Origin of the sequence: Pontibacterium granulatum (genome assembly GCF_029961155.1) — a bacterium.
Classification (GTDB): domain Bacteria; phylum Pseudomonadota; class Gammaproteobacteria; order Pseudomonadales; family Balneatricaceae; genus Pontibacterium; species Pontibacterium granulatum.
The window spans coordinates 80,139-100,108 of sequence record NZ_JASBRH010000011.1 but is presented as its reverse complement, the minus strand read 5'-3'; the positions used below and the strand labels follow the sequence as shown (position 1 = coordinate 100,108).

17 protein-coding genes are annotated in these 19,970 nt (G+C 57.3%); 9 read left to right on the top strand and 8 right to left on the bottom strand.

What is annotated here, in order from left to right; all coding sequences use genetic code 11:
- The first annotated feature begins 14 nt into the window (after positions 1 to 14).
- Positions 15 to 1,535 carry an exopolyphosphatase gene (ppx, locus tag QKW35_RS12080; protein ID WP_282353395.1) on the top strand — a complete coding sequence of 507 codons (1,521 nt, stop codon included), beginning with the start codon at positions 15 to 17 and terminating at the stop codon, positions 1,533 to 1,535.
- 230 nt (positions 1,536 to 1,765) lie between these two features.
- Here the strand turns inward: ppx and QKW35_RS12075 are convergent, their stop codons facing one another.
- The 4 genes from QKW35_RS12075 to yrfG form a co-directional block, all read right to left on the bottom strand.
- On the bottom strand, positions 1,766 to 3,313 hold the full coding sequence (locus QKW35_RS12075; RefSeq protein ID WP_282353393.1) for a phosphoenolpyruvate carboxykinase: 1,548 nt from the start codon (positions 3,311 to 3,313) through the stop codon (positions 1,766 to 1,768).
- Between the two features lie 204 nt (positions 3,314 to 3,517).
- Entirely contained in the window at positions 3,518 to 4,390 is an 873-nt protein-coding gene (gene hslO / locus QKW35_RS12070) for an Hsp33 family molecular chaperone HslO (RefSeq protein WP_282353391.1), read from the bottom strand.
- Between the two features lie 88 nt (positions 4,391 to 4,478).
- Positions 4,479 to 4,877 (bottom strand): ribosome-associated heat shock protein Hsp15, encoded by a 399-nt coding sequence (gene hslR, locus QKW35_RS12065; protein ID WP_282353389.1) that lies wholly within the window; start codon positions 4,875 to 4,877, stop codon positions 4,479 to 4,481.
- Positions 4,874 to 5,539, bottom strand: a complete 666-nt coding sequence (gene yrfG, locus QKW35_RS12060; protein ID WP_282353387.1) for a GMP/IMP nucleotidase — start codon at positions 5,537 to 5,539, stop codon at positions 4,874 to 4,876. The genes hslR and yrfG overlap by 4 nt, the downstream gene beginning before the upstream one ends.
- A 45-nt stretch (positions 5,540 to 5,584) precedes the next feature.
- Here yrfG and nudE point away from each other — a divergent pair, with 45 nt between their 5' ends.
- On the top strand, positions 5,585 to 6,139 hold the full coding sequence (gene nudE / locus QKW35_RS12055; protein ID WP_282353385.1) for an ADP compounds hydrolase NudE: 555 nt from the start codon (positions 5,585 to 5,587) through the stop codon (positions 6,137 to 6,139).
- Entirely contained in the window at positions 6,139 to 6,954 is an 816-nt protein-coding gene (gene cysQ, locus QKW35_RS12050; protein ID WP_282353383.1) for a 3'(2'),5'-bisphosphate nucleotidase CysQ, read from the top strand. Before nudE ends, cysQ begins: the two co-directional genes overlap by 1 nt.
- A 17-nt stretch (positions 6,955 to 6,971) precedes the next feature.
- Here the strand turns inward: cysQ and QKW35_RS12045 are convergent, their stop codons facing one another.
- Entirely contained in the window at positions 6,972 to 7,250 is a 279-nt protein-coding gene (locus tag QKW35_RS12045) for a hypothetical protein (RefSeq protein ID WP_282353382.1), read from the bottom strand.
- Between the two features lie 237 nt (positions 7,251 to 7,487).
- Here QKW35_RS12045 and QKW35_RS12040 point away from each other — a divergent pair, with 237 nt between their 5' ends.
- Together QKW35_RS12040 and QKW35_RS12035 are read left to right on the top strand one after the other, a co-directional pair.
- Entirely contained in the window at positions 7,488 to 8,072 is a 585-nt protein-coding gene (locus QKW35_RS12040) for a superoxide dismutase (protein WP_282353379.1), read from the top strand.
- Positions 8,073 to 8,242: 170 nt separating this feature from the next.
- On the top strand, positions 8,243 to 10,024 hold the full coding sequence (locus QKW35_RS12035) for a CHASE domain-containing protein (RefSeq protein WP_282353378.1): 1,782 nt from the start codon (positions 8,243 to 8,245) through the stop codon (positions 10,022 to 10,024).
- On the opposite strand, the gene QKW35_RS12030 is transcribed toward QKW35_RS12035, so the two are convergent.
- Entirely contained in the window at positions 9,951 to 10,559 is a 609-nt protein-coding gene (locus QKW35_RS12030; protein ID WP_282353377.1) for an arylesterase, read from the bottom strand. The genes QKW35_RS12035 and QKW35_RS12030 overlap by 74 nt on opposite strands.
- Between QKW35_RS12030 and QKW35_RS12025 the strand changes: the two genes are divergently transcribed.
- Together QKW35_RS12025 and QKW35_RS12020 are read left to right on the top strand one after the other, a co-directional pair.
- Positions 10,558 to 11,268, top strand: coding sequence for an ABC transporter ATP-binding protein (locus QKW35_RS12025; RefSeq protein WP_282353376.1), 711 nt, complete (start codon positions 10,558 to 10,560; stop codon positions 11,266 to 11,268). The genes QKW35_RS12030 and QKW35_RS12025 overlap by 2 nt on opposite strands.
- Positions 11,261 to 13,741, top strand: coding sequence for an ABC transporter permease (locus tag QKW35_RS12020; RefSeq protein WP_282353375.1), 2,481 nt, complete (start codon positions 11,261 to 11,263; stop codon positions 13,739 to 13,741). The genes QKW35_RS12025 and QKW35_RS12020 overlap by 8 nt, the downstream gene beginning before the upstream one ends.
- 44 nt (positions 13,742 to 13,785) lie before the next feature.
- On the opposite strand, the gene QKW35_RS12015 is transcribed toward QKW35_RS12020, so the two are convergent.
- On the bottom strand, positions 13,786 to 16,503 hold the full coding sequence (locus QKW35_RS12015) for a DUF748 domain-containing protein (RefSeq protein ID WP_282353374.1): 2,718 nt from the start codon (positions 16,501 to 16,503) through the stop codon (positions 13,786 to 13,788).
- Positions 16,504 to 17,254: 751 nt separating this feature from the next.
- Here QKW35_RS12015 and QKW35_RS12010 point away from each other — a divergent pair.
- A complete protein-coding gene (locus QKW35_RS12010; RefSeq protein ID WP_282353373.1) occupies positions 17,255 to 17,377 on the top strand; it encodes a hypothetical protein in 123 nt (40 codons plus the stop codon).
- A gap of 56 nt (positions 17,378 to 17,433) precedes the next feature.
- Here the strand turns inward: QKW35_RS12010 and rpiA are convergent, their stop codons facing one another.
- The gene (rpiA, locus tag QKW35_RS12005; protein ID WP_282353370.1) at positions 17,434 to 18,111 is read right to left on the bottom strand and encodes a ribose-5-phosphate isomerase RpiA; all 678 of its coding nucleotides are present in this window, start codon (positions 18,109 to 18,111) and stop codon (positions 17,434 to 17,436) included.
- A gap of 311 nt (positions 18,112 to 18,422) precedes the next feature.
- On the opposite strand from rpiA, the gene ilvA reads away from it, so the two are divergent.
- A complete protein-coding gene (ilvA, locus tag QKW35_RS12000) occupies positions 18,423 to 19,940 on the top strand; it encodes a threonine ammonia-lyase, biosynthetic (protein ID WP_282353369.1) in 1,518 nt (505 codons plus the stop codon).
- Positions 19,941 to 19,970 lie beyond the last annotated feature (30 nt).

The window sequence follows — 19,970 nt, the reverse complement described above, 5'->3', positions numbered from 1 at the left end:
GAGGCTTTTATAGCATGTCCCAGCAGGAGATAGCCGGCGGCGACAACCAGGACTCCACTCTCCTGGCAGCAATCGACCTTGGCTCCAACAGTTTCCATATGATGGTCGCCCGCCTGGCTCACGGCGAATTAAAACCGATTGATGTATTGTCCGAAAAGGTGCAACTGGCGGCAGGCCTGGACAAAAACAAGAAACTGACCGACGCCGCTCAGGAACGCGGCCTGGAATGCCTGAGCCGATTTGCGCAACGTATTGTTTCTCTACCCCGTAGCGCAGTACGCATCGTGGGGACCAATTCCCTGCGCGAAGCCAAGAACGCTGCGGATTTTATAGAAAAGGCCGAAAAAATCCTGGGAACCGACTTAGAGGTCATTGCTGGTCGTGAGGAAGCTCGCCTGATCTATTTGGGGGTATCCCATACACTGGCGGATGACCTGGGCAAGCGCCTGGTGATCGATATAGGCGGCGGCAGCACCGAATTTGTCATTGGTGAGCGTTTCGAGCCCCAGGAGCTGGAAAGCCTGCATATGGGCTGCGTCAGCTATACCAAACGCTTCTTCCCGGACGGTGTAATCACCGCCCAGCGTTTCCAGCAGGCGAAAACCGCAGCTATGCAGGAACTGCTGTCGATCCAGGCGCGTTACCGCGACCTGGGCTGGAGCAGCAGCGTGGGGTCTTCCGGCACCATCAAGGCGATCCGCAACGCGCTGGTCAGCAGTGGCCTAAGCGACGATGCCATTACCGCGCAAAGCCTCTATCACCTGCAACATAAGCTGCTGACGTTCGATACCGTGGACGATATCGATCTGGAAGCGATCAAGCCAGAGCGTCGCATGGTACTGCCCGCCGGCATCGCGATCTTATCCGGTATTTTCGAGTCGCTGGACATCGACAAGATGCACTACTCCACCGGCGCCCTGCGCGAGGGCCTGCTGTACGACACCATTGGTCGCCTGGAACATGAGGATGTGCGCGAGCGAACCATCAATGCACTGGTTGAGCGCTACCACGTGAACAGCGAGTTGACCCAGCGTATTGAAAACACCGCGCTACTGGGCTGGGCCCAGGTAAAGGACGACTGGGGGCTGGAACGCCCAATCTACCACGACATGCTGAGCTGGGCATCGCGCACCCACCCGATCGGCCTGACGATCTCCCACAGCCAGTTCCACAAGCACAGTGCCTACCTGCTGCACAACTCAGACCTGCCGGGCTTTACCAACCGCGATCAACAACTGGTTGCCACCCTGGCACGCGGTCACCGTCGCAAGTTTCCGAAAGAGGAGTTCAAGAAGCTGCCAAAGTACCTGCAGGAACCGTACAAGCGCCTGTGTATTCTGCTACGAGTATCCGTACTGCTGAACCGCAGTGAAAGCAACCTGCGACTGCCGGCTATTATCTTCCGCGCCGACGGAAAGCAGCTGCACCTGCGCTTCCCGGAGGGCTGGCTGCAGCATAACCCGCTGACCGCAGCCGACCTGCAGCAGGAAGCCGACTACCTGAAGGTGATCGACTATTCTCTGGACGTGGAATAATCTACTGCGCTGATACACACCCTGCTTTCTGACAGGAACGCAGGCCAATCAGGGGCCTTACTGCAGGGCAGCCTCGTCGTCATCGAAGGTGATTAGGCTGCCGGTAGCCTGATCACCAAAGATGACGCAGAGGCTACCCTACATATTCAGCACTCAACGCTGGGGCGCAGAAAGCCAAAAAAAAACGCCCTCAATTGAGGGCGTTTTTTATCGCGGATCTAAAGCTGTGCTTACCGCTGAGGACCTGCACTGATGATCTCTTCAGATACACCGGAGAACTTCTCGAAGTTGCTGGTGAACTGACCGATCAGGTCTTTCGCAGTTGCGTCGTATGCACCCTTGTCAGCCCAAGTCTCACGCGGGTTCAGCAGCGCTGCTTCAACACCCGGTACGGATGTTGGTACAGTCAGGTTAATACCGTCCAGATGCTGAGTTTCAACATCTTTCAGTGCACCGCTCTGGATTGCTGCAATGATGCCACGGGTCGTTGGGATGCTGAAGCGTTCGCCAGTACCAAAAGAACCACCGGTCCAGCCAGTGTTTACCAGGTAAACCTGAGAACCAAACTCTTCGATACGCTTCATCAGCAGCTCAGCGTAAACGGCTGCTGGGCGAGGGAAGAATGGCGCGCCGAAGCAGGTAGAGAAGGTAGACTTGATACCGCCACCGGAACCCATTTCGGTAGAACCTACCAGTGCAGTGTAACCGGACAGGAAGTGGTATGCCGCAGCTTCTTTGGACAGGATGGACACTGGCGGCAGTACACCGGTCAGGTCACAGGTCAGGAATACGATTGCCTGTGGCTCGCCACCCATGTTGGTTTCAGTACGCTTTTCAACGTGCTGCAGCGGGTATGCACAACGGCCGTTCTCAGTCAGTGAGGTATCGTTATAGTCTGCAGTGCGCGCATCATCCAGCTTAACGTTCTCAACGATGGCACCGAAACGGATCGCGTCCCAGATGATAGGCTCGTTTTTCTTGGACAGGTTGATGGTCTTCGCGTAGCAACCACCTTCCAGGTTGAAGACAACACCTTTACCCCAACCGTGCTCGTCATCACCGACCAGGTAACGCTCTGGATCTGCGGACAGAGTAGTTTTACCGGTACCGGACAGACCGAAGAACAGCGTAGTGCTCTCGTCTTCGCCTACGTTTGCGGAGCAGTGCATTGGCAGCACGTCTTTCTCTGGCAGCAGGAAGTTCTGCACAGAGAACATCGCTTTCTTCATTTCACCTGCGTAACGCATGCCTGCCAGCAGGACTTTACGTTTTGCGAAGTTGATGATCACACAGCCATCGCTGTTGGTACCGTCACGCTCAGGCACACATTCGAAACCTGCAACGTTCAGGATCTGCCACTCTTCCTTGCTCTTCGGGTTAAACTCCTCAGGGCGGATGAACAGGTTCTGACCAAACAGGTTCTGCCATGCAGTCTGCGTAGTCATCTTAACCGGCAGGTAGTGATTAGGATCGGAGCCTACGTGAACATTGGCGACATAAGATTCCTTGTCTGCCATATATTCCTCAACACGCACCCACAGCGCGTCAAATTTGTCGGAATCGAATGGACGGTTTACGTTACCCCAATCGATTGCGTCAGCAGTGCTTGGCTCTTCTACGATGAAACGGTCCATCGGAGAACGGCCGGTGCGTTTACCGGTTTCCACAACAAGGGCACCGGTATCAGCCAGGCGGCCTTCGCCAGCCTGAATAGCTTTTTCTACGAGCTGAGCCGGGCTCAGGTTAATGTTTACGGTATTCACAGATTCTTTGGTCATTACTGGGTTCCCTTGGCGTAGGCGCCAATAACGTTACCTGATAAGCAATTAGACGTTCTGCTCCTAGGGATTAGGGGCAGTTTATTGTCATAGTTATATAAAAAGGAGGCGTATTATTGCACAAAAAGTGGCATCAACGCCATTTCAAAAACGGGTCTCATTCAGGGATCAGCTAATTGTTTGACCCCTGAAGATTTTTTCCATTCAGTGCACAGAATCAGAGCCCGGAGCACCGGATGAATCGGAGAACAGATACTCCAGATCGGCCTGGTCAAAGTGGTACTGCTCATTGCAGAACTGACAGGCCACATCGATGTTGCCCTGCTCATCCAGAATCTCCTGCAACTCTTCCTTGGTCATAAACTTCAGGGTATTCAGGCTGCGTTCGCGGGAACAGTCACAGCGAAACTGAATCATGTCCGCCTCGAACAGTCGGCATTTCTCTTCGTGGAACAGACGGAAGAGCAGGGTTTCATTATCCAGCTCAAGCAGTTCCTCATCCTTCAGCGTGGACGCCAGGTGGCTGATTCGGCCCCAGTCTTCCTCGGCAGTCCCTTCCGCCGGTAGTACCTGCAGCATGAATCCCGCGGCACGTTCATCATCGGCGCAGAAATGCATCTGGGTAGGCAGCTGCTCGGACTGGCCGAAGTAGGCTTCCAGACACTGCCCCAGGGTATCACCTTCCAGCGGCACTACGCCTTGGTAGCGCTGACCTTGCAGCGGGTCGATGGTGATCGCCATGCGACCTTTCTCCAGCAGATCGATGAAGCGCGCCTCGTCCGGCAATTCGCCGTCAAAGCGGGCAATCGCACGCAGCTCCTGGTTGTGGTTACACTCTGCCATCAGCAGGGTTACGTCACCTTCACCCTGCGCCTGCAGGATCAGGCGTCCCTCAAACTTCAGGTTGGCCGCCAGCACGCTGGCTGCAGCCATCATCTCGCCCAGCACGCGGCGGATCACTTGGGGATAGTTGTGTTTTTCGAGGGCTTGCTGGTAGCTCGTTTCGAGGCCCACCAAAACACCACGGATATCCAGTTCATCGAACAGGACACGTTGAATCTGATCGGAATTGCTCATGTGAGGGTAGTAAATAGACGAGGTTGTTAATCTGCCCGCCATCTTACCACAAACGGTAGTGAACGGGCGCTATCTTCTGCGGGGCTGTCTATTCGACAACCTGATCTTTAAATCCACGGATCAGACGGCGGTCTTTCTTATTCGGACGGTTGCGTGGATTGAGGCTGGAGCCCATCGCCTTGCGCTGCGCAGCATGCTCTTCACGCTTGGCGATACTCTCCTCGGTCTCGCGGTACAGCTTTTGCGCTTCCGGGGCACCCCGGCGGGTATCAGACAGTGCCATTACAATGACCACCTTCTCATCAAAACCCTGGCGGATCTGAATCGTGGCCCCTATCTCAACATGTCGGCTGCACTTGGTACGCTGGCCGTTGTAGTGCACCTTACCCCCGTCGATCATCTGTTTGGCGATGGCGCGGGTCTTGTAAAAGCGGGCAGCCCACAACCACTTATCGAGGCGGACCTTGTCACCCTGTTGTTCACTCATGAATCAGACTTCTTCGGCATTATTTCATCAAAATGATCGATTGCGTTGAACTCATCGATCTCACGGCGCGGCGCCTGGCTGTCGGGCTGGTAGATCGACAGCAGGTAACGGATACCGTATTGCTGCGCCGAGCGCAGCACCGGCAGGCTGTCATCCACCAGCAGCGTGCGCTGCGGGTTAAACGGCTCGACTTCGTGCAGCTTATCCCAGAAGCGCACATCCTCTTTTGGCAGCTGAAAATCGTGGGAACAGATCACTTCATCCACCAGCGTGTGGATTTCGGTGCGTTCCTTCTTAAGGTTAAGACTGCCGTAATGGGCATTGGTTACAATCACCGTGCGGATATTTTCCTGACGCAGCCGTGTCAGGAAGTCCTGCACGTGTGGCCGAAAGGCGATTCTGTCGGCCACTTCCTTCTTCAGCTCGGGAACGTCCATGCCCAGTTCGCGGCTCCAGAAATCCAGGCAGTACCAATTTAGTGTGCCCTGCTCCTGTATGATACGCTGATGTAACCACGCCCGCGCCTCGCCGGGTTCCATCGCATGCACCTTCGCATAGTGCTGGGGCAAAAACTCCAGCCAGAAATGTGAGTCAAAGTGCAGATCAAGCAACGTGCCGTCCATATCCAACAGGACGGTATCGATTTGGGACCAGTCAATCATGGAAATTATGCGCCGGGAGATAAGCCAAATGAGAGTGATTACAGTATGCCCGCTAAACCGGAAATTTTGAAGGTCACCCAAACCGCCAGCAGCCGTCTGTTTCAGGTCGAAGAGCTGAGCCTGCGCTTTTCCAACGGCGCCGAACGAATCTATGAACGCCTGGCCACCCGCGGCCACGGTGCGGTGATGATCGTACCCATTACTGCCGACGGCAACGTGTTGCTGATCCGCGAGTACGCCGCCGGTCTGGAGGACTACACCCTCACCCTGCCCAAGGGCCTGATCGACCCTGGCGAGACCGCCCACCAGGCTGCCGACCGCGAGTTAAAAGAGGAAGCCGGCTTTGGCGCCGAGCGCCTGAACAGCCTCAAGGTGATGTCCTCCGCCCCCAACTACATGGGACACACCATCAACGTGATCATCGCCCGCGACCTCTATCCATGCCGCCTGGAAGGCGACGAACCGGAAGAGCTGGAAGTGGTCAGCTGGCCTCTGGAAGACCTGGAGAACCTGGTGCTGCAGGAGGAGTTCAGTGAAGGCCGTGCCATCGCCGCCCTTTATATGACCCGCACTTTCCTGGCCAACGAGAGCTGCCGCTGATGGATATCGACCTGTTTATCCCCGACCTGCGCCGCATCTGCGAAGAGGCCGGCAACGCGATCATGGAGGTCTACCAGCGCGACGACTTCGATGTGCAGGCCAAGGGCGACGACTCGCCGGTTACCGCCGCCGACCTGGCCGCCCACCGGGTAATTGAAAAGGGCCTGAACCAACTCAACCCCACCATCCCCCAGTTGAGCGAGGAAGCTGACGATATCAGCTTCGCCACCCGCCGCCAGTGGGAATTGTTCTGGTGTATCGACCCGCTTGATGGCACCAAAGAGTTCATCCGCCGCAACGACGAGTTCACCGTCAACATCGCCCTGATTCGGGACGGTGCACCGATCCTTGGCATCATCCACCTGCCCCCCACCCGCGAAACTTACTGGGGTGGCCCCCGCATAGGCGCCTGGAAACAGGAAACGGACGGCAGCGTACACGCCATCCAGAGCCGCCCGCTGGGCAGCACCCTGGTGGTCACCGCCAGCCGACGCCACGGTCAGGAGCAGAACGACAAGCTGCTGGAAAAACTGGCCGGGGAATTCGATCAGGTGGAGAGCCTGGCCAGTGGCAGCTCACTGAAAATGTGCCTGATCGCCGAAGGCAAAGCCGACCTTTATCCGCGCCTGTTCCCAACCTCGGAGTGGGATACGGCAGCGGCACAGGCCATTGTGGAAGCAGCAGGCGGGAAACTGGTGAATGCGGTCACACTGGCACCGCTGAGATACAACCAGCGGGAGGACCTGACCAACCCGTTTTTCTACGTGGTGGGTGATCCGGACTTCCCGCTGCACACGCTGAACGGCGCAGGCTGAAAAGCGAAAGGAACAGGTTAAGGGCTCACACAGGCCTGTGAACCTGCCGCCACCACTTCTTTTACCTTCTCGCCAAAGGCACCGTCCAGGCGCTGTGCCATGATGGCGCGGACTTCATTATCGCTGAAGTGCTTGTGTACATATTTACCCAGGCACTCACAGCGCTCCTGTGTTGCGTTTTCACCGGTCATACAGGCTTCAACAAAAGGTTCGTACGTCTTGGACGTCCACAGCTGAGTTTTGACCAGGTAGATTGCCAGTGATACCGCTCCGATCCAGAGAAAAATCTTACCCATTTTTTGTAAACACTTTGTTCTGATTATTGTTATGAAGCCCCATTCTAGGCCTTCACCACAGCTCTTACAGCTGACTTTAGTCGCAACCCGCGTATTTCTATTCAAAAAAACCTTACGTTTTGTCCCATGAAAACCGCGAAAGGCAGTGCTATTCTCAATTCACTTATGCAGCTCTACTGCGCTGAGGTCATAGGAAAGATCGCAGTATGGTTGTAACTACTATGGAGGTAAATACTCATGAGCTTTGAATTGCCAGCACTGCCTTACGCGCGTGATGCGCTGGAACCGCACATCTCTGCTGAAACCCTGGATTACCACCACGGTAAACACCACAACACTTACGTGGTTAAACTGAACGGTCTGGTCCCGGGCTCCGAATTTGAAGGTAAAACGCTGGAAGAGATCATCATGTCTGCCCCTGCAGGCGGCGTGTTCAACAACGCAGCTCAGATCTGGAACCACACGTTCTACTGGAACTGCCTGTCGCCAAACGGCGGCGGTGCGCCAACCGGCGCTGTCGCGGATGCGATCAACGCTAAATGGGGCTCATTCGAAGCGTTCAAAGAAGAGCTGAACGACAAAGCGGTGAACAACTTCGGTTCCAGCTGGACCTGGTTGGTGAAAAACCCTGACGGCTCCCTGGAGATCGTCAACACCAGCAACGCAGGTACCCCAATGACCGCAGGCCAGACCGCACTGCTGACTGTCGATCTGTGGGAACACGCCTACTACATCGACTACCGCAACGTACGCCCGGATTACCTGGCGGCGTTCTGGAACCTGGTGAACTGGGATTTCGTCAACGAAAACCTAGCAGGTTAATCCGCTAAGGATTCTCCGACATCTTGATCAAGGCACCCTGCGGGGTGCCTTGTGCTTTCCCCGGATGGAACCGGCGGCGGGCAGCCTCGTCAAACTTCAGCAAATAGCGTAATATTTGACCAGCTCTTCAAGATCGGTCGCCCACTAACCCCAAGACAGGATGTCTGACAGTGAAAACCCCACTGCACAAATGGACGTTGCCCACCTTGTGGCTCATCCTGGCCGGCTGCCTCCAGCTGGTTCTGATCAATTTCGACTACACCCGTATCCAGCAGCAGGTCAGCGAAGAGGCCAGCTACCTCTACGACAACATCTATGACCGCACCCGCCTGAACGAACTGCTGCTGCAAAGTTTTACCACCCTGGTGGATGCCCAACCGGATGACCATCAGGCCCTACGCCGCTTTGCCACCAGTATGCGTGCGCGTAATCCGCACATCGCCCGACTGCAGTTACAGGAGCGGGTCACTGCCAACCAACAAAGTCGGTTTGAGCAGGGGATGCATGCACGCGGGTACACCTACTTCAGCATCCGCCAGAACAACGCCAGGCCGGAGCTCATTGGCAGCAATGGCGAGAGGGCGTTTTTTCCGTTTACCTTTATAGAACCGTTCAACTCGGAAACCCGACGTTTTCTGGGACTGGATATGAGCAGCGACGCCCAGTTCGCCTCCTCCTTCCTCGACAGCGTATATTACCGCCGGCCGGTGGCGACGGTACCGTTCACTCTGGATGATGGCCGCGCGGCCTACACCCTCTATCAGGCAGTTGTGCCACACAGCGGCAACGACTCGCTGGAGAGCCTTCAGGTCGCCTCATTGGTAATTACCTACGAAGGCCTGCTACCGACTGCACCAGCCAAGGACAGCTACACCAAGGTGGCGCTGCTGGATGCCCACGGCGATCTGCTGGTGCAGAGCGGCCAGTTGGCCGAAGGCAGCTGGCTACCGACCCTGTCGGTGACCCAAAAGCTCAACCGCTTTGGTCAACCCCTGCAGGTACAACTGTCCCGCAGCATGGTCTGGAGTGATATCAACTGGATGCTGATGCTGGGTGCAATGCTGTTTTCGCTGGCGTTGCTGAAGCTTGCCCAGGCCTATCACGAACAGAAATCCGCTAGCCAGCGCCAGCGGGAGGAGGTTCTGCAGCAGCTGGAAACCGAACGCAACCAGTTGGAAGACCGCGTTTCCCTGCGCACCCACGAATTAAATGCCCAGCTGCACGAAAACCAGCGCCTGGCCCACAAGGTGATGGAAGTGCAGGAAACTGAGCGCCGTCACCTGGCACGGGAGCTGCACGACGAGCTGGGCCAGTCCCTGACCGCAATCCGCACCGATGCCAGTATGCTCAAGCGCCTGCACCCCAACGAGACCAGCGCCGTGCACCAAAGTGCCGACTCCATCGATACCATCGCCCGACACATCTACGCGGTTACCTACGACCTGATGCGCTACCTGCGCCCCACCGCGCTGGATGACCTGGGACTGGTGGATGCCCTGCACGAGTGCATCTCCAACCTGCGCCTGCAGGAGCAGGGCCTGCGCCTTGAGACCCGCTTCAGTGGTCCGCTCAACGAGATGAGCGAAACCTATAACATCACCCTTTACCGCTTGGTACAGGAATCCCTCACCAACATTGTGCGCCATGCCTCGGCCAGCCATATCACGCTGGAATTGCACCGTCGGCAGCAGGAAGATGAGGATTATCTGGAACTTTCCATCCGCGATAACGGTCTGGGTTTTATCCAGCATGGAGAAAGTGCGGAAGGCTTTGGCCTGATCGGCATGCGTGAGCGCGTAAATGCACTCGGCGGCCAGTTCCAGATTCAAAGCGCCCCCGGCACGGGCACCTGGGTGGATGTGACCATCCCGCTGCCGGTTACGGCCGAGGCAGTAACGGTACTAACGCCGGCCACACCGTATCCAGCAAAAAAGGCTGTCCCGCTGCATTAGGGTGCAGGCCGTCGCCCTGCATCAGCGACGGCTCCAGTGCCACCTTCTCCATGAAGAACGGTACCAGGGCGGTATCATGGGTTTCGGCAACCCCGGTGAACACCTCCGCAAAGCGGCGGGTGTAGGCCGGGCCGTAATTCGGCGGCAGTTGCATACCCAACACCAGCACCCGGGCGCCCTGCTGTTTCGAGAGCTGGGTCAGACGATTCAGGTTGCTCCGAATCACCGGCGGGAACGTACCACGTAAACCGTCGTTGGCCCCCAACTCCAGCAACACAATGTCCGGCTGATGCTGTTCCAGCAACCGCGGTAAGCGGCTCAAACCACCCTGAGTGGTTTCACCGCTGATGCTGGCGTTGACCACGGACACAGCATATCCCTGCTGCTGCAGGCGCTTGTCCAGCAACGCCACCCAACCACGTTCGGGAGCGATGCCGTAGGCGGCGGAAAGGCTGTCCCCCAGTACCAACAGTGTGGTCGCCTGGCTGATAGGGGCAATAATGAAGAGCCATGAAAGGACGAGAATACGTAACATGAACGGGCCTGTTTCAGAAATCATATTATCTGCTCAAGATGTCGCAAAACGTTTCGACACGCAAGCCGGGACACTGGAGCTGTTCAGCAACATCAGTCTGCAGATCCAAAGGGGCGAGACAGTAGCCATCACCGGTCCGTCCGGTGCGGGAAAATCCACCCTGCTGAGCCTGCTCGCCGGGCTGGATCTCGCCACTGAGGGCAGCATCACTATCGCCGGCCAGGCCACCCATCAGCTGGACGAGAAGGCGCGGGCCGAGCTGCGCTCCCGCCATATCAGTTTTGTATTCCAGACCTTTCACCTGCTGCCGGAGCTGAATGCCCTGGAGAACGTCATTCTGCCGCTCGAGATCCGCGGTACCACCGATGCGCCAGACAAAGCGCGCAGCTGGCTGCAGCAGGTTGGCCTGGGCGAACGTCTCGACCATCACCCGGCGGAGCTGTCCGGCGGTGAACAACAACGTGTCGCTATCGCCCGCGCTTTTGCCACCGAACCTGACCTGCTGTTTGCCGATGAACCCACCGGCAACCTGGACGAGCATACCGGCGAGGCGATCATCGAACAGCTGTTCCAGCTTAACCGCGACCAGAACACCACCCTGGTGCTGATCACCCACGACAACCACCTGGCAGCCCGCTGTGACCGTCGCCTGCACCTGCACAACGGCGAGCTGAAAGAGAGGCGTACGGCGGGAGCACTCCATGACTAACCACAGCCTGCTCAAGCTGGCGTGGCAACAAACCCTCGCCGCCAACCGCCTGCCGATCTGGCGGGCCCTGCTGCTGGCACTGACCGTGGCAATCAGCATCGCCACCCTGCTCGCGGTACTGGGCGATCGCCTGGAACAAAGCCTGGGGCGCCAGACCGCCGAACTGCTGGGTGCCGACATGACCCTGCGCAGCGGCCGTCCGATTGATCCGGCCATCGCCGAGCGTGCGCGCTCACTGGGATTGGAAACCTCCGGTGTCATTCAGTTCCCGACCATGATAGAAGCCGGTGACAATCTGCTGCTTATCTCCCTGCGGGTGGTGGAAGCCCCCTACCCGCTACGCGGTAAGATTGTCACCCAACCCACGCTGCCCCACCTACCCGAACCGGGCACCCTGTGGGCGGAGCCTTCCGTACTGGAACGACTGAACCTGAAAGTCGGCGACCAGATCGAGCTGGGCTACACCACCTTTACCGTGGCGGCACAACTCACCAGCACGCCGGACCGAGGCAACGGCTTCAGCACCTTCAGTCCGCAGGTGATCATCAACCGTCAGGACCTGACCGCCACCAAACTGCTGGGGGTGGGGTCCCGCGCCCGTTACCGTCAGCTGTTTGCCGGTGAGCCGCAAGCACTCAAGCAGCTGGAAGCCCGCATCCGGGCCAGCATGGCCAGCGATGAGCGACTAATCACTCTCGATAACAGCAATAACAACATCAACAGCAGTGCCCTCAACAATGCCTCGCGCTACCTGCGCTTGGGTGCACTGCTGACCCTGCTGATCTCGGCCCTGACCATCGCCCTCAGCTTGCGTCGTTACACCCTCAACTCACGTGATCGTGCCGCCGTGCTGCTCAGCCTGGGCATGACCGCACGCCAGCTACAGATACTGTTCCTGCTGCAGCTGTTGCTGGCCTGGGTGGCCTGCGCATTGGTGGGTACTGGCATCGCCCTGCTGCTGGAGCAGTTCGCCCTCGTTTTACTCAGTGACCTGTTGCCACAACCGGTACCTCTGGCCCAACCGGTATTCTATGGCCTCGGTGCGTTGCTGGGTCTGGTCAGCCTGATCACCTTGGGATTGCCGCCAATGGTGGCGATGAGCCAAGTCTCGGTGATGTACCTGTTCCGCCGTACAGCTGCACCGACCACCCTGGGGGGGCGCGTACTGCAACTGGTGGCGGGGGTTCTGCTGACCGGCCTACTGATGCTCTACCTGGAGGACTTGCAACTGACTCTGATCCTGATCGGCGCCCTGCTGATCACCGCTTGGGTATTAGGTAAGTTTGGTGCTTGGCTGCTGCGCATTTCTGCCTTTGCCCTGGCCGGTAAACACACGCTGGTGCGCTTGCTGCGTCTACGCATACAGCAACAGCAACGCTGGCACCGTATGCAGATCCCGGTGATCAGCCTGTTGCTGGCCCTGATGGCAATCAGCCTCTGGGCTCGCTCCGACCTGATGGAGCGCTGGCAGAACCAGCTGCCGGATGACGCACCGAACCACTTCCTGATCAACATTCAGCCGCACGAACGCGACGGCGTGGATCAGGTGCTGGACAACTACCAGCTCAACAGCAGCCTGTACCCGATGATCCGCGGGCGAATCTCGGCGCTGAACGGCGAACCGGTGGCGACTGCGTTTACCCCTGAGCAACGCCAGCACAACGCCCTGAACCGGGAACTGAACCTGAGCTGGACCTCCGAGATGCCAGGCCACAACCGCCTGGTGGCAGGCCGCTGGTCACCCCAGGCAGATGGGGATACGGCCTATATCTCGGTGGAACAGGCGTTTGCCAACACCCTGGGGCTGAAATTGGGCGACACGCTGAGCTTTACCGTGGGCAGTTTTCCGGTGGATGGAGTAATCACCTCGGTGCGGGCTGTGCAGTGGGAATCGTTTCAACCCAACTTTTATGTGATCTTCACACCGGGCGCGCTGGATAATATGCCAATGAGCTATATCACCAGTTTCCATGCCGAGGGTGAGCAGCGTAAGGTTGCAGCCGCCCTGTTGCAGCGGTTCCCAACCATCACGCTGATCGATATCGATCAGTTGCTGGCGCAGGCACGCAGCCTGATCGGCAAGCTTAGCGACACCTCCGGCATGGTGATGCTGCTGACCCTGCTGGCGGGGCTGATTCTGGTGTTTACCACCCTCAGCCAGGAGCTGGACCAGCGCCGTTACGAGAACGCCCTGCTGCATACATTGGGCGCGACACCACAACAGTGCCGTCAGCTGGATCTGTTGGAGTTTGCCCTGCTGGGTTTGGTGTGCGGCGGGCTGGCTGCCGCGCTGGGAGAGATCGCGCTGTGGTTTATCCACCAGCGACTGGTCCTGATCGAGCCGGTGTTGCATCCGAGTAACTGGGTCTTGTTGCCACTCACCGCCACCGCCCTGTTCACCCTGACCGGCCTGCTGGCACGGCGCCGGGTGGATGAGAGCAACAGCTACCGCCTGCTGCGCACGCTCAGCTAAGCCGCGCTACGCAGCGATTAACTCAAGTGAAAAAGGGGCCCGGATCAGAGCCCCAGTTCCACCCTCGGTTTAGCGTCGTCAGACTTATCCACCTGGGCAAAGCAAAGGAACAGACGTCCGCTGTCTACGCTGGCCGACATCTGCTCTTTGACGGCGGCCGCACGCTGACCGGCCAGTTCCTGCAGCTTGGCCTGCAGTTCCTGCTGCAGCGCTTCCGGTGGCAACGGTTTCTTACGTTTCTTGTTGGCCTCTTCGATGGCTGGCATCAGCTGTGGCGCATCCGCCGGTACTGCCCGGCCACAGATATTCAGACGCATCGCCTTACGCTGATTTAACATCTCGGCTAGCTTACCCAGATAGCCCTTGGAATTGCCGGTCAGGGCAACACTGCCCGGCGTAAACTCCACCGGGTTCAGCGTGACAAAAGCCCCCTTCTCGGAGGCATCGATGGCGCTGCTTGCCAGGGAGATCAGCGTTGCGTAGGGCTGCAGCGACTTGGTGAGGAAACTCAACGCGGCGCTCTTCAAGCCCCGTCCAGCCAGATCGTTGATCACACTCTGATAACCAAAGGACGGATCATCCAGAGAACCACTCACCGGTATCACCAAATTGATGTTGTTGTCGTTGTCCTCCAGCACCATGATCGCGGTTTCCAGCGGCATCGTGATCTTCTGGCTGAACTCAGCCACTTTGTCGCCATCACGCTGATCCACAGTCAGGCGGTTGATGCGGATCTTGTTTTCACCCTTCAGTTGGCCTTCGCTCAGGGTGCCCTCGGCATCCAGACTGAGCTGCCCGCTGTTGAGGTAGTAGCCGGTGTAACGCTCAGCGTACGGACTCAGCGGAGGCAGCTCCAGACCGGTCAGGTCCAGCTTCCAGTTACCGTTGTGCTTGCTACCGGCCAGCTCCGCTTCACCTTGCAGGTTCAGCTTGGCAAACTGGTTGAGGGTGGCCTGCACGTTAAACGGCGTCGCGGCGACTGTTTGAGTATCCACCTTGCCCACGCTCAGGGTGTTCAGGTCGATGCGGCTCTTGAATGGCGGTTCGGTGCTTTGATCGGTAAAGCGGATCTGGTTCTCGCCCACCAGATCCAGGCTGCTCAGGCTGATGCGCAGCACATCCCCGGACGCTTGCTCCGGCTCGGCTTCAGTTTCCGCATCAGTTCTGGCCTGGCCTTCCACCGGTGCAAGCTGCGCCTGCAACCACTCCACATCATGCAGCGTGCCCTCTTTGGACAGGGTCACGTTGGCATCCAGCCCCGCCAGACGCAGGCCACCCAGAAGGGCCGCCTTCTCTGGCTCAAACTGCACCGACGCCAGACGGGTGCGGGACAACTTCAGCAGATGCTGCTCTTCGCCCAGCACCAGCAGGTCATCCAGCGCCACCGCACCGGTTTTCACACTTAGCGGCAGTGCAACGTGTGCCTGCTCTACCTTCAACGTCTGTGCGGCTACCAGCGGATTGTCAGCCACGGAGAGGCTGAACCGGTTCAGGGCCGTGCTGGGCAGGCGGATATCGAAGTTACTCATATCGACGCTGTTCACCTGTGCCTGAAGCGCATAGCCCGCCAGCCGGATGTTCTGCTTCTGCTGTTTCAGCGCCAGACCATCGCCTTTGAGTTTGCCGCCGACTTTCAGGTCAGCAGGTTTGCCCTGATTCAGTGTCAGTCCCACGGATCCATCCCAGTTCACCTGGGCATGCTTCAGTTGCAGATCACCCATCTGCAGGTCGAGCCCCGACAACATAAGTGGGCCAGCCTGACTCAGAACCTGGTGTGCCCCCTGCATCACCGCATCCAGCCCCAGCGCATAGCTGTCCAGGCCAATCACCTGCGTCGACTGCTGCAGGCCCAATCCCGCCCCTTTTAGCTGGCCCTTAGCGCTTACCTTCTCAGGTTGTCCATCTTTCAACACTACAGCCAGATCGCCGCTCCAGGTGAGGTCGGATTGATTGAGGTGCAGTGCTTCCTGTTTGAGCTGTAGGTCCTGGATGCGCACGGAGCCACTCTGCTGCACCTGGCCGCTTTCGCCTTTCAGCGCTGCGCTGATCTGCAGATCCAGATCCACGGTGGCTTTCAGGCCGGGTTCGATCAGTGCCGTGACGCTGTGCAGCGGGAAGCGCTGGATATTGATGCTGAGGGTGCTGCGTTTCTCCTCCGGCAGCGGGGTGCTTTCGGTTTTCAGCACCAGCGGCGCGCCATTCACGCTGCCCTCAAGGTTTAGTGCGGTGGGTTGTTCCTTGTCCCAGAAGTGGAAGTCGCTCAGCTCACCCTGACGAATATTGAGCTGGTGTTTCTGGCCTGCAATGGCGGTATACCAGCGGATGTCATCCAGGCGGATATTGTCCACCCCGGGCAACCAGGCAGATCCGGAGCTGTCTTCGCTTTCACTGGTCTGTTCGTCGCCGGATGCCAGCTCGTTGAGATCCAGCGGCCCCAGCCAGAGCGATGGCGCCTGCTCGACGATGCCGGAATCCAGGCCTTTGATATCGATGTGACGCAGCAGCAGGCGCTTCTCGGTCAGGGCGGCATAGTCCAGCTGCAGGTAGAGCCGATCCAGATTCAGCGGCTTGTGCCCTTCCCGCTCGGCGCGCAGCTCAACGAGCTCTATCTCACCGCTAAACCAATTTACATTCAGTGCTTTCAGAGCCGCATGCTCAACCCCCTGGGACCGTAACCAGATCACCACCTGGTCACGCACCAGGTAGGGAAGGTTGTGCAGCAGCAACGCAAAAATAACCAGCAGACTCAGTAACCAGCGCATCCGATCTATCCCTTTGCAGACAACTTTTCCTATCATACTCTCTATCACGAAAAATTCAGGAATTGGACCGTGAAAAAGATCCCACCTCTGTGGGTCAGACACCGCATTCAGACACCTGCCCCGACCGCCCTATACCCGAGGGCCCATTCAAAAATAAGTAATAGCACTTATATATCATTATAAAAATCATGGAATTAGCAGACTACTCAAAGGAAATCTGTCCTGCTAGAATCGCGCTGCAAGACAGTTCTGTGCAATTTATAAGCACACAGGGAAGGTTCGAACAAGTCCTGTAGGCACTCTGGCTTTCGGGAAGATTCACAATCAAGGAAGCGCTTTGCAGGAATGTTGCAACCTTGCAAAAAGTGCTGACACCGAGTGTGAATTTTCCCGAAAGCCCCATAGGGCAAGCCCTTAAGCCTGCATCTGCGTTGTTGCAGTTTTTGCTTAGGGCTAAGGCCATTACCTGCAAACTGCGCCTAGCATATACAGGCTTAAGGGCTTGCAGAGCACTAACAGGACTTATTCGCACCTTCCCAATAGACTCCGGCAAACCGGAGCGATGATTTTGGCGTTTCGACACCGTCACAAATGAACGGTCGTTGAGATGACCAGTGATAACAGCACGGGCGTAGAGAGAAGAGAGCATAGTCTTCCCGTCGCCAACAACGGACGACTCATTCTATGCGGGGCGTCCAACCTGTACTGCGATACAGATTTTCCGACTTCAACATTTGAAAGGGTGAACTCAATGGCACATCACGACGAAAACTTCCGCGACGGCTCTGGTTTTGGCTGGATTCTGATTAACCTGGTAGCTTTGGCATGGATCACTATGCCGGCAAGCATCGCCGTGTCTAATCTGCAGTTCTAAGCGACTGTTGCGTAAACTGCCCGAACCGTTGCAGTCCGGGCAGTAACGTCAGACTATCAACTGTCCAGCTTGATAGTCTTCACACCCTCTTCCGTACCCATCAGCACCACATCAGCGCCACGCTGGGCAAACAGACCGTTGGTCACCACACCGACGATGTTGTTCAGGTGCTTTTCCAGGCCTTTCGGGTCGGTGATCTCCAGATCGTACACATCCAGAATCACGTTGCCGTTGTCGGTCACGAAGTTCTCGCGCCATTCCGGCATACCGTCCAGTTTTACCAGTTCACGAGCCACATGCGAACGCGCCATCGGAATCACTTCCACCGGCAGCGGGAATGCGCCCAGCACGTCCACGTGCTTAGTGCTGTCCACGATGCAGACAAACTCTTTGGCTACGGCGGCGACGATCTTTTCGCGGGTCAGGGCACCACCGCCCCCTTTCACCAGGTGAAGACCGTTATCGAACTCATCCGCGCCATCCACATAGACTTCCATTTCTGACACGTTATTCAGGTCGTAAACCGGAATACCATGTGCCTGCAGACGCTCGGCAGTCGCTTCGGAGCTTGCCACCGCACCGTCGAACAAATGCTTGATCTCGGCCAGTGCGTCGATGAAGCAGTTCGCAGTAGAGCCGGTACCGACACCCACAATGCTGTCTTTCTCCAGGCGCGGTTTGATGTAATCAACTGCCGCCTGGCCAACCGCTTTCTTCATTTCGTCTTGTGTCATGCGTTACGCATCCCCGGTCATTTAAGAAGGTAATTTATGAAAGTCATTTAATAAGCAAATTTGCGCAAATTATACGCACAGAACCGGCCCGCTTGTAGACGGCTTTGGCGCTAATTCTCCCCCCATGCAGATCGGCATAAATTGCCGCACGAAAGCCGCCAGGTACAACGCTCTCCCACGGCAGGATAAAAATCAGACAGAAATGGCCTAAATTGGCCGAATTTGCCCGGTTTATTGCTTGTTCACGGGTGGTATAGCCTTTAACATGTTTGGTTTATCCGGTCTCAAATCCCCGCAAGAAAGCAATCTCTATGGCACACCGATATATCAAGAAAATTCTGGAAGCCCGCGTGTACGATGTGGCTGTTGAAACGCCGCTGGAAAAAGCACCGTCGCTGTCCGCCCGACTGGGCAACCGCGTGCTTCTGAAGCGCGAGGACGAACAGCCGGTGTTCTCTTTCAAGCTGCGCGGCGCCTACAACAAGATGAATCACCTGACCGCTGAAGAGCGTGCACGGGGTGTTGTAGCAGCATCTGCCGGTAACCATGCTCAGGGTCTGGCGATGGCCGCCAACAAGATGGGTGTGAAAGCCACCATCGTGATGCCGAAAACCACCCCTGAAATCAAGGTCAATAACGTCCGCGCTTGGGGCGGCAATGTGGTGTTGCACGGTGATGCGTTTGATGAAGCGCTCGCCTACTCTCGGCAGTTGGTTGAAGAACACGGCTACGTTTATGTCCACCCCTACGACGATCCGGATGTCATCGCCGGCCAGGGCACTATCGCGATGGAGATTCTTCGTCAGGAGAGCGGTCCGATTGATGCGGTGTTCGTACCTGTAGGCGGCGGCGGCCTGATCGCCGGTATCTCAGTGTACATCAAATACCTGCGCCCGGAAGTCAAGGTGATCGGTGTCGAGTATGAGGACTCCGCCTGCCTGAAAGCGGCTCTGGAGGCCAACGAGCGCGTGGTTCTTTCCCAGGTCGGCATCTTCGCCGAGGGCGTTGCGGTTGCCCAGATCGGCGAGTACACCTTCGACATCGCCAGCCAATACGTGGATGAAGTAATCACCGTTAACACCGACGAGATCTGTGCGGCAATCAAGGATATCTTCGACGACACCCGTTCAATCTGCGAACCGGCCGGCGCTTTGGGTGTCGCGGGTCTGAAGAAATACGTGGCACGCGAGAACTGCAGCGATGAAACCCTGATCGCCATCGACTCCGGTGCCAACGTTAACTTCGACCGCCTGCGCCACGTGTCGGAACGCGCCGAGCTGGGTGAAAAGCGCGAAGCGATTGTTGCGGCGAAGATCCCGGAACGTCCGGGCAGTTTTAAAGGGTTCTGCGCTGCACTGGGTCAGCGCAACATCACCGAATTCAACTACCGCTACAGCGACGACAACGAAGCGGTTGTGTTTGCAGGCATCCAGACCCGTCCGGGTGGTGATGGTCGTGAAGAGCTGCTCAACGATCTGCGTGAAAATGTCTACGAGGTGGAAGACCTGACCGACAACGAGATCGCCAAACTGCATATCCGTTACATGGTGGGTGGTCACGCACCGGGCACACTGAAGAACGAAGTAGTGTACCGCTTTGAGTTCCCGGAACGTCCGGGCGCGTTGATGAAGTTCCTCAGCACCCTGGGCGGTCGCTGGAACATCTCCATGTTCCACTACCGTAACCACGGCGCGGCATACGGCCGCGTTCTGGTGGGTATGCAGGTACCAACCGCCGAACGCGCAGACGTCGAGGATTTCCTGAAAGAGATCGGCTACAACTACTGGGACGAAACCGACAACCACGCCTACCAGTTGTTCCTCGGCTAACGGCCTGGCCCGGATTTCATCCATTAAAAA